Source organism: Brenneria sp. L4-2C (assembly GCF_040240335.1).
Taxonomy (GTDB): domain Bacteria; phylum Pseudomonadota; class Gammaproteobacteria; order Enterobacterales; family Enterobacteriaceae; genus Brenneria.
The window spans coordinates 1-7,729 of record NZ_JBEIAC010000037.1 but is presented as its reverse complement, the minus strand read 5'-3'; the positions used below and the strand labels follow the sequence as shown (position 1 = coordinate 7,729).

The 7,729-nt window shown below is 44.0% G+C and carries 14 protein-coding genes and 5 pseudogenes; 4 read left to right on the top strand and 15 right to left on the bottom strand.

All coding sequences use genetic code 11. The features are described 5' to 3' along the window. Both ABRZ26_RS24425 and ABRZ26_RS24420 read right to left on the bottom strand, forming a co-directional pair. On the bottom strand, window positions 1–205 hold a 205-nt coding region (locus tag ABRZ26_RS24425), incomplete at its 3' end, for a transposase (protein WP_319602908.1). A gap of 57 nt (window positions 206–262) precedes the next feature. Continuing rightward, a pseudogene (locus ABRZ26_RS24420) lies at window positions 263–373 on the bottom strand (RHS repeat-associated core domain-containing protein); the annotation flags it as partial. A 147-nt stretch (window positions 374–520) separates the two neighbouring features. Between ABRZ26_RS24420 and ABRZ26_RS24415 the strand changes: the two are divergent. Next, a complete protein-coding gene (locus ABRZ26_RS24415) occupies window positions 521–676 on the top strand; it encodes a SymE family type I addiction module toxin (protein WP_319606628.1) in 156 nt (51 codons plus the stop codon). A 56-nt stretch (window positions 677–732) separates the two neighbouring features. Here the strand turns inward: ABRZ26_RS24415 and ABRZ26_RS24410 are convergent, their stop codons facing one another. The 3 genes from ABRZ26_RS24410 to ABRZ26_RS24400 form a co-directional block, all read right to left on the bottom strand. After that, the gene (locus ABRZ26_RS24410) at window positions 733–993 is read right to left on the bottom strand and encodes a hypothetical protein (protein ID WP_319606627.1); all 261 of its coding nucleotides are present in this window, start codon (window positions 991–993) and stop codon (window positions 733–735) included. A gap of 230 nt (window positions 994–1,223) precedes the next feature. Beyond that, window positions 1,224–1,691 (bottom strand): competence protein ComJ, encoded by a 468-nt coding sequence (comJ, locus tag ABRZ26_RS24405; RefSeq protein ID WP_319606626.1) that lies wholly within the window; start codon window positions 1,689–1,691, stop codon window positions 1,224–1,226. Beyond that, window positions 1,681–2,058, bottom strand: a complete 378-nt coding sequence (locus ABRZ26_RS24400) for a NucA/NucB deoxyribonuclease domain-containing protein (protein ID WP_319606625.1) — start codon at window positions 2,056–2,058, stop codon at window positions 1,681–1,683. The genes comJ and ABRZ26_RS24400 overlap by 11 nt, the downstream gene beginning before the upstream one ends. Window positions 2,059–2,433: 375 nt before the next feature. Between ABRZ26_RS24400 and ABRZ26_RS25195 the strand changes: the two genes are divergently transcribed. Beyond that, the gene (locus ABRZ26_RS25195) at window positions 2,434–2,544 is read left to right on the top strand and encodes a SymE family type I addiction module toxin (RefSeq protein WP_413556456.1); all 111 of its coding nucleotides are present in this window, start codon (window positions 2,434–2,436) and stop codon (window positions 2,542–2,544) included. Window positions 2,545–2,616: 72 nt separating this feature from the next. Here the strand turns inward: ABRZ26_RS25195 and ABRZ26_RS24390 are convergent, their stop codons facing one another. Together ABRZ26_RS24390 and ABRZ26_RS25190 are read right to left on the bottom strand one after the other, a co-directional pair. After that, window positions 2,617–2,865: a DUF7660 family protein gene (locus ABRZ26_RS24390; RefSeq protein WP_319606624.1), complete on the bottom strand. Its 249-nt coding sequence runs from the start codon at window positions 2,863–2,865 to the stop codon at window positions 2,617–2,619. Between the two features lie 349 nt (window positions 2,866–3,214). Continuing rightward, window positions 3,215–3,307: pseudogene (locus ABRZ26_RS25190) on the bottom strand (RHS repeat-associated core domain-containing protein); the annotation flags it as partial. A gap of 127 nt (window positions 3,308–3,434) precedes the next feature. On the opposite strand from ABRZ26_RS25190, the gene ABRZ26_RS24380 reads away from it, so the two are divergent. Then, window positions 3,435–3,764: a SymE family type I addiction module toxin gene (locus ABRZ26_RS24380; RefSeq protein WP_319606623.1), complete on the top strand. Its 330-nt coding sequence runs from the start codon at window positions 3,435–3,437 to the stop codon at window positions 3,762–3,764. Window positions 3,765–3,813: 49 nt separating this feature from the next. Here the strand turns inward: ABRZ26_RS24380 and ABRZ26_RS24375 are convergent, their stop codons facing one another. From ABRZ26_RS24375 to ABRZ26_RS24345, 8 genes and pseudogenes are all read right to left on the bottom strand, one after another. Then, complete coding sequence (locus tag ABRZ26_RS24375) at window positions 3,814–4,083, bottom strand: hypothetical protein (protein WP_319606622.1); 270 nt, start codon at window positions 4,081–4,083, stop codon at window positions 3,814–3,816. Further along, complete coding sequence (locus tag ABRZ26_RS24370) at window positions 4,080–4,511, bottom strand: hypothetical protein (protein ID WP_319606621.1); 432 nt, start codon at window positions 4,509–4,511, stop codon at window positions 4,080–4,082. The genes ABRZ26_RS24375 and ABRZ26_RS24370 overlap by 4 nt, the downstream gene beginning before the upstream one ends. Next, window positions 4,500–4,622, bottom strand: a pseudogene (locus ABRZ26_RS25185) (RHS repeat-associated core domain-containing protein); the annotation flags it as partial. The pseudogene ABRZ26_RS25185 and the gene ABRZ26_RS24370, both read right to left, overlap by 12 nt. Next, window positions 4,588–5,088 (bottom strand): PAAR domain-containing protein, encoded by a 501-nt coding sequence (locus ABRZ26_RS24365; protein ID WP_319606620.1) that lies wholly within the window; start codon window positions 5,086–5,088, stop codon window positions 4,588–4,590. The pseudogene ABRZ26_RS25185 and the gene ABRZ26_RS24365, both read right to left, overlap by 35 nt. Window positions 5,089–5,091: 3 nt before the next feature. Then, window positions 5,092–5,529 carry a DcrB-related protein gene (locus tag ABRZ26_RS24360; RefSeq protein WP_319606619.1) on the bottom strand — a complete coding sequence of 146 codons (438 nt, stop codon included), beginning with the start codon at window positions 5,527–5,529 and terminating at the stop codon, window positions 5,092–5,094. After that, a complete protein-coding gene (locus tag ABRZ26_RS24355; RefSeq protein WP_319606618.1) occupies window positions 5,526–5,708 on the bottom strand; it encodes a hypothetical protein in 183 nt (60 codons plus the stop codon). Before ABRZ26_RS24355 ends, ABRZ26_RS24360 begins: the two co-directional genes overlap by 4 nt. A gap of 358 nt (window positions 5,709–6,066) precedes the next feature. Beyond that, window positions 6,067–6,672: a DUF6707 family protein gene (locus tag ABRZ26_RS24350; RefSeq protein ID WP_319606617.1), complete on the bottom strand. Its 606-nt coding sequence runs from the start codon at window positions 6,670–6,672 to the stop codon at window positions 6,067–6,069. 11 nt (window positions 6,673–6,683) lie between these two features. Beyond that, a pseudogene (locus tag ABRZ26_RS24345) lies at window positions 6,684–7,276 on the bottom strand (RHS repeat-associated core domain-containing protein); the annotation flags it as partial. 269 nt (window positions 7,277–7,545) lie between these two features. Here ABRZ26_RS24345 and ABRZ26_RS24340 point away from each other — a divergent pair. Next, window positions 7,546–7,729, top strand: a pseudogene (locus tag ABRZ26_RS24340) (transposase); the annotation flags it as partial.

Sequence of the window (7,729 nt, the reverse complement as noted above, 5' to 3'; positions counted from 1 at the left end):
TAAAGCGATTATAAACCGTTTTCCAGGAGCCATATCGCTCAGGTAAATCGCGCCATGGCGCACCAGAACACAACACCCAGAACATACCGTTGATGACTTTACGATGCTCAGCCCATGGGCGTCCGGCTCGTGGGGATGTAGGTTCAGCAGGCAGTAAGGGCTGGATGATGCTCCATGCTTCATCGGGAAGATCGTATCGGGCCATATCTCAAAGTGTTGTGGAAATAAGTAGTTACTATAGCTCAGATGATTAAGGGACACAGCCTAATGAGTCAATCCATGCAAGAGGATTCGGCGCATACTGATAAAGGTTCAGTCCCCCCGCCAGCCCTATCGGGTCCTGCGTAATAATCTTTCCGAGTTTCGGATCGTACTACTTGTTTCAGAGGTAAATTACCTTCATTCAGTCGTCATAATGCAGGAAATCCGCCCGCCGACAAGAAAGTTGACTATGGCTGCGAAGTATTCTAAGTCAGACATGACGACAAATAAAGCAGCTAAAACATAACTTTACTACACGGTGGAATATGCCTCGCAAAACGGCAGACCCAACCCACCGTCTGCCATCAACCTTAAGGGCCGCTGGCTTGAAGAGTCGGGGTTTATCACCGGCATGCCAATAACCATTACCGTCGAACAGGGCAGGATAGTGATTGAGACCGGGATTAACCTTTAGGCGACGGATAATAAAAAGCCGGATGGATCGTTGCGATCGCTTCCGGCTTTTTTTATTTAAGGAATAATACTTTTTAATTCTATTGCATCATCCACAACATTATCTAGAAGTTTTTCCTCTTTAATAGAAAAATTAGCATATTGCGACATTGCTCTACAAGTCGATAGTTCCTTTATTACTTCTCTAGATACATGGCTACCTTTCATTTTTATTTCTTCATAACGTGAAATGAAAAATGATGCTGACTGAGTTTTTCCATTTTTATTTAACTCAGTAATTATCTTTTCAAGAGATAAGAGTAAACTATTAAAATTCATAACCAAGGAACCTTCATCGTTCTGATAACCCATGATTTAGGCAAGTTAGATACTACAGCTTGTTTAGATAATCCTCAGAATAGGGCTTTTCAAAGTCATTTCAGTCCCCCTCTGTTATCTATCCTTACAGAGGGTGGTACCAGCGCGGTAAGTGTTAATGTTGCTGAAATGAAAAGGCCAGAAAGAGTCAAGGAAGAATATTTCTGGCTATCTATACTATACTTGCCCTATCACAAGAGGTTTATTTTTCCCCCACCCCAAGGATCATCCAGTAAATACATTGGATTTATTGGCGTTTCAGAAGGAATGAATGTTAACTTATAAAATATCTCATCCCCTTCACAGACCTCATAATAAAGAGAATACAAATCGATTTCAAAACTCAACTCTATTTTAAACTTCTCTGATGCAGAAGCAATCTCCACATCATTTTTATTTATAATATAAAATGGAACAACTATACAACGCTGAGTATTTTCATTCATTTCAAATTTTTTTGTTAAAATTAAATGAACATTTGCACCAAAAGAACCTCCTGGTAAGGGGTCAAAAACCACATAGTCTTTATAAATAATCGTACCTTGTTCAAGATCTATTTTCCGCCACTGACTTGATGCCTCATCAAATGGTCTAGAGCGAACTTGAATTTGGCTATGGGATATAAGTAAATCGATTGTCTGATTATATTTAGATTCCATTAATAACCTCTACTTTAATTCTTGTGCCATCTGGTAAGTCAGATAGTATGTTACCTATACTTGAACCTGCACCTCTATTGTCACTAGGGTCAATATATCTTACACTAGCACCGTTCCCTCCCTCACGGAACATCGCCATTGGCCATTCATCACGATCTAATCCTGCTTTCGTTTTAACACCTTTCAAACTGAGTACTCTATTAGATTTGGCAGATGTTCGTTGAATTGTAACAATATTAGAGTGGTCGCTTCCTATTGCATCATTTATATGTCCGAAAGTTTGCGGATACTCTGAGCGTTTTAATATCAAAAGATAATCGTGATCTGCTGCATCAACTTTCGGTAAACGACAACCTGCGAGCCCCAAAAGGTCAATCCAAGTGAGTGGATTTTTGACATACGCATAAAGGTTAAGACCACCTAAGCCTATCGGATCAAGTAAAGCAATTAATCCGTCTGACAGATCGTACTATCGGTTACGGCTGTAAATTACCTTTATCTTGTCGTCATAGTTCAAGAAATCGCGCACGCTACCGCCCGCAGCCGAAAAAGTTGACTATGGCTGAGACGCATTCTAAGTCAGACGGCGCGGTAAATAAAGCAGCTAAAACAGAACGTTACTACACGGTGGAATATGCCTCGCACAAACCTGTTGCAAACAGGTTTGAACAGTTTTAACTGGCCCACAGGGCGAGCCTCAGAATGAGGCGAGTAAAACGGCAAGCCCAACCCGCCGTCAGCCATTAACATTAAGGGCCGCTGGCTCGAAGAGACGGGCTTTTTGACTGGTATGCCGATAACGGTGACGGTTGAGCGGGGAAGGATAGTGATTGAGACCGGGATTAATTTCTGATATCAGGCGTAATCGTAATAAGTAGCAGATAAAATAAGCCGGAAGGTTCATTAGGATCACTTCCGGATTTATTTATTCGTAAACTTTTGCAGCCATTAATATATCTGCAAAAACTTTCCAGCTTGTATCTTTCGGTAGCGCCTGGTTGGTATTTTCATAATATCCATCCATGTCTTCTATCCATGAAGCCATAGCTTCCAAATAAGATGATAAATCTTTATTTTCCCATTCATCGGGATTCTCTTTAAAATCTCTGGCCAAAGCAGATATAAGTTTAACAAGATCATCTTTACTGCTTATTGAGAAAAATTTATCTAACATTTCATCCACCTATAATTTTCTTCACGCAATCACCCATTTTAAGGATGATGCTTTTTCCATCGGTTTTTGTTGTCATCTTCCACATTTGACCAGCAATTTCTTTCTGCGTAGCCCACTGAACAGGTATTTCTTTCAGCCCAGATAATTTAAATGTGGCAAGTCGTCTATGGTCTAATGTCCATAGTTTACCATTTGAATCTTGTCATATCTTTATTGCTGGTAAATCAGTGGGTTTAAGAGTTCCATTTCTTAATGCAACAGCATTATCAAGAACGGTATGTTCTCCGGTTTGATTTTTAATTGAACTCTGCATGAAATGAATATCGTCAGGATTCTTAGTGAAAGTCCCACATTTGCTAAGCCCCAGTGGATCGATCCATGTCAACGCATTCGGCGCGTACTGATAAAGATTCAACCCACCCGCCAGCCCTATCGGATCTTGTCAAGCAATCGCTCCGTCTGATTGGTCGTACTATCGGTTACGGCTGTAAATTACCTTTATCTTGTCATCATACTTTAAGAAATCTTTCACGCTACCGCCCATCCATACTCCGTCGCTTAGGGTGGACATGCATTTTACGCCAGATACCCCTGTTTTTAAAATCTCTCAGCACGAGCGCTATCAGCGTGTCGGCTACCGGCCCAACAAGGGAGACACCTCTACGCCCGCCATTACCCTCAGCGGCAAGTGGCTCGGCGAGGCAGGATTTACCACCGGGCAATCACTCAAGCTGCGCATCATGCCGGGTTGCATCGTCATCACCGTGCAGGATATTCGTGAACTGTGGCGCTGTCTGGAAGGACTGAGCCGGGAGCCGTTAGATGAACGCGCTGCCGCCGACTGGCTCAACCGCTTTCCCGGCGGGCTGGAGCTGACGGGGATTATGAGCAGTGGCTGACCGATAATAAAAAAGCCGGAAGGATCGTTTAGATCGCTTCCGGGCTTTTTTAGTTTTTCCTTATTTTTTCGTATAGAGCGGCAACATGAACTAATTCTTTTATCAGTACATCTTCACCTGGCCAATCTGTGATAAAACGCGGATATCCTGGCATATAAACCTTTGGATCCATCACCCTAATCATTTCTTCCAGCTCTTTTTTTACCTGAGCCAATGCCTGGATAGAAAGAGGTGCTTTCTCATTGCGTTCATGCCGACTAATAGCGTCAGCTACTTTCTTAAGTGCGTCATTCAATAATAATTCAAAAGAAGAAATCATAATAAAGTTCCATATTTCCAAGGCTGCAGGACAAAAATTTGCTCTTCACCACCACTAAATTGTGAGCCATATTTAAATTGCGGAGCTGCTCTGCCCCTGATTATCGTAGAACCTGGTTTTATCTGCCACTGCTTGATCCCAGTCATCCGATTCCATTCATAAGGTAATGCAAGGCCTGATCTATTAGTTAAAGGGGTAAATGTTTCAAAAACATATTGACCTAGAGGCCAGGCTGATTTCCCATCATCATGGAAACGTGTTCCAAACCGATTATTCCCTGCCTTTTGTACAGATATAGTATCTAACTCAAAGGAACTAATTATCTGTTTTCTGGTATCTCTATCTACTCCCTTAGAGCGAAGATACGCAGATGCGTCTTTTGCACCTTTATAAGGATCTGGGCGGCCATTACTTGAACATTTACTCAACCCCAGCGGATCAATCCAAGTCAGCGGGTTCGGCGCATACTGATAAAGGTTCAGTCCCCCCGCCAGCCCTATCGGATCAAGAGCAGCAATCCATCCGTCTGGCGAGCCATACTATCCGTTTCTTTTCCATCGCCGCGCCGGGGTGCATCACGGTGGAGGCAATGCCGGCCGCCAATGCAATGGCGGTATCCAATGCGCCTGGGCCTTCCTCGCTGGCGGCCGGGCTGTTGAGGTAGTCATGGTCAACGGTGCCGGCGGCGCGTGCGGCCGGTTTGCCCATGATGTTCACGTTGTCGGAGCCGCTCTTTATTTTGGCGTCCGGAGGCCCCCGCAGGCCTAATGCGCCAATCACCCCATCGACGGCGTTGCCCGCCATGTTGCCCAGTTTTTCCGGCAGGCCGCTAGTCATGGCGCTGATCGCCAGCCCCAGACCGACCACGGCACCCACTCCGGTGCCGAGCAGTGCGGTCGCACCGACAAAGATAGCGCCCTCTACCAGCCCGCTGGGGAGGTCAGCCAATACCGAACTGTGTACCAGCGGGTCATCTTTGCAGGCGGCGATTAAATCATCAGCCATGACTTAAGCCTCCGTACTGCCCGCGGCGGGAATTAACCCCTGGCGGATAGCGTCCCACACTGCCTGCGTCGTGGGTGCGAAGCCGGCGCTGGTGCTGAAGGTGAGCACCAGCAAATGGGTTCCCAGCGCCACGGTCAGCAGTTTTTGCACGACGGCAACGCCCTGATTTTCAAAGCGGACGGTGACTTCGCGAGCGGGCAGGGGGCCAAAATGGCTATCCCGCGTTTCTTCCGCCTTAAATTTTTTCATATCGCGCTTTACCTTCGCCAGTTGCTGCTTTAGGTCGGCTTCTTCCTGGCCTGGGTTGACGTCATAAGCTCGGGTGACGACCAGCGTAGCGCGCGTCTTCGACAGTTTCAGAATGGTGACGCTGTGATCCTGTACGGCTTCCGGCAAGGCAAGCGTGCCTTCGGATAGGAGATAGTGAACAGGCTGGCTCATGCATCGCTCCCTGATGATTTGTTGAATGTGTTGGTAACTTCTTCGGTGATTTTCGCCGGTGTAGGTTGCGGTGCTTCTGCTTTGGCCGGTTTTTTGATGTTTAGATCCAGCGTGCCGCCAGTGTTAGTTTCGCCCTGTCCGCTGGCATTGATCTGAAACTGCACACGCTGGATGGACATGGTGCCGTTAGGGCGGAGTTATTTAGCTTTTCAACGAGTTTACATTTTGGTGAAAATCAATCATTGTATTTCCTTGTGAATTACATTGTTAACACCATTCTGCTTATTTTTTCTTTTAATTTAATAAGACATGATTTTTCACTACAGTGATAATAAGTAATGATTAATTTATAAATATGAAATTATTATAGTCATCATCGCTGTTCATAGTTATAAGCCATTATTTCATCTAGGCTTGAATGCGGTATCCCGACCAATGACTGAACCTGATCGTAAGTGGTGGCAGGGTTGCAATAATTAGCAAATAATTATTTCGTTTTTGAATTTGGAATTTCTTAACTCCAAGTTCATTAAGTTATTATTTGAAAGGCATTGTTTTTTCAATTCCTATTAAGTCAATAATTCCTTTGCAGGTTAAAATTTGTTTTTCTATCTCAGTACTTCCTTGTTTCTTGGGTTTTTCCGTCTCTTTTTTTATTTCATCTATTTTTATAATTTCCATTAAATATAGAATTCTTTCATTATACTCCATTGCTTTGTCCTTACTGTCGATTGCATGATGTAGCCCATCAAGAAAAATATTTTCCCCGTTTAGCATTCTCTGAAAAACACGGCGTTTTATAGATATTTCCAATTCACTTCCGGTCTCAGTAGCCATGATGATTTTTCTTATCGCTTCAGAGGATTCTGTCAATTCTTCTTTTTCTCTAGCCATTCTTGACTTTAGGGATAGAGCGTATTCTATCCAAGTCCAGTAATCAAAATCATCGTTAAAAGGAATTTTCGTCAATATATCTAATAATTCATTGGTTAATGGATTGTTTTTTAAAATATATAGGCTATATGCTAACCTGGTTAGTGATTCAAGAAAAATAATTTTTGTTTTTTTATTTTTTTTTGGTATTTTTTGCACATGATCATTGAGAGATGAACTTATTTTATCAATTTGATCTTGTATATTCATTTCGTTATCCTTTAATCAATAACTTCTATTTTTACTCGGGTACCATTAGGGTATTTTATCAATGCATGGGCAATCGAAGAACCAGCCCCTCTGTTGTCACTTGGGTCAATATACCTTACACTCGCGCCAGAACCGGCTTCTTTAAACATTGCCATCGGTAATTCATCCCTATCGAACCCTGTTTTGGGTTCAAAATCTTTAAGAGAGTTTTTACGATTAATTGACGTTCGGTTTCTCGCAATTGTATAGATGTTTTGATTCCGACTTTTCATTGTATCAGAAATGAGTCTGAAAGTTTCTTTGTACTGACCCTTAGTTAATCTTAACTTGATATCATGTGTTTTGCCGTCTCCCTCTAAAACCTTACAACCTTTTAGCCTTAATGGATCCGTCCACGTAAGTGGGTTTGGTGCATATTGGTATAAATTCATCCCCCCGCCAGCCCTATCGGATCATGCTGGGTGAATCTGCCGATATCCGGATAGTAGTAACGGAACAGATTGTAGTGCAGTCCGGTTTCGCGATCCAGGTGTTGGCCTTGCAGGCGCAGGTTTTGGGAATAATCCAGTGTCTGCTGTTTTTCCCCATAGCTCAACTTGCCCCAGGCGCGTCCGGTCAGTGCGGTGGATTTCCCGGCGATCCTTGCGGCCCAGCCGAGCGTAATGCACCCGGCTGGTCAAGCGGCCCTGGGTACGGCTGAGCTCACGGTGCAGGTTATCGCGCTCAAACTCGCTGATGGTGACGTTATCCAGCGTCAGTTGCAGTAGGTGACCGCTCCCATAATAGAGCGCGCGGCCATCAGGCAGGACGATCGGCTGTGTCCCTTAATATCTTGAGTTATAGTAACGACCTGTTTCCACAATACATTGAACTGATGAAGCATGGAGCATCATCCAGCCCTTACTGCCTGCTGAACCTACATCCCCACGAGCCGGACGCCCATGGGCTGAGCATCGTAAAGTCATCAACGGTATGTTCTGGGTGTTGTGTTCTGGTGCGCCATGGCGCGATTTACCTGAGCGATATGGCTCCTGGAAAACGGTTTATAATCGCTTTA

What these genes read in the sequence shown, in the direction of transcription:
- ABRZ26_RS24355 (WP_319606618.1), bottom strand. Translation starts at nt 5,708, where the DNA reads ATGTCCATCCAGCGTGTGCAGTTTCAGATCAATGCCAGCGGACAGGGC.
- ABRZ26_RS24365 (WP_319606620.1), bottom strand. Translation starts at nt 5,088, where the DNA reads ATGGCTGATGATTTAATCGCCGCCTGCAAAGATGACCCGCTGGTACAC.
- ABRZ26_RS24380 (WP_319606623.1), top strand. Translation starts at nt 3,435, where the DNA reads ATGCATTTTACGCCAGATACCCCTGTTTTTAAAATCTCTCAGCACGAG.
- ABRZ26_RS24375 (WP_319606622.1), bottom strand. Translation starts at nt 4,083, where the DNA reads ATGATTTCTTCTTTTGAATTATTATTGAATGACGCACTTAAGAAAGTA.
- ABRZ26_RS24390 (WP_319606624.1), bottom strand. Translation starts at nt 2,865, where the DNA reads ATGTTAGATAAATTTTTCTCAATAAGCAGTAAAGATGATCTTGTTAAA.
- ABRZ26_RS24410 (WP_319606627.1), bottom strand. Translation starts at nt 993, where the DNA reads ATGAATTTTAATAGTTTACTCTTATCTCTTGAAAAGATAATTACTGAG.
- ABRZ26_RS24360 (WP_319606619.1), bottom strand. Translation starts at nt 5,529, where the DNA reads ATGAGCCAGCCTGTTCACTATCTCCTATCCGAAGGCACGCTTGCCTTG.
- ABRZ26_RS24350 (WP_319606617.1), bottom strand. Translation starts at nt 6,672, where the DNA reads ATGAATATACAAGATCAAATTGATAAAATAAGTTCATCTCTCAATGAT.
- comJ (WP_319606626.1), bottom strand. Translation starts at nt 1,691, where the DNA reads ATGGAATCTAAATATAATCAGACAATCGATTTACTTATATCCCATAGC.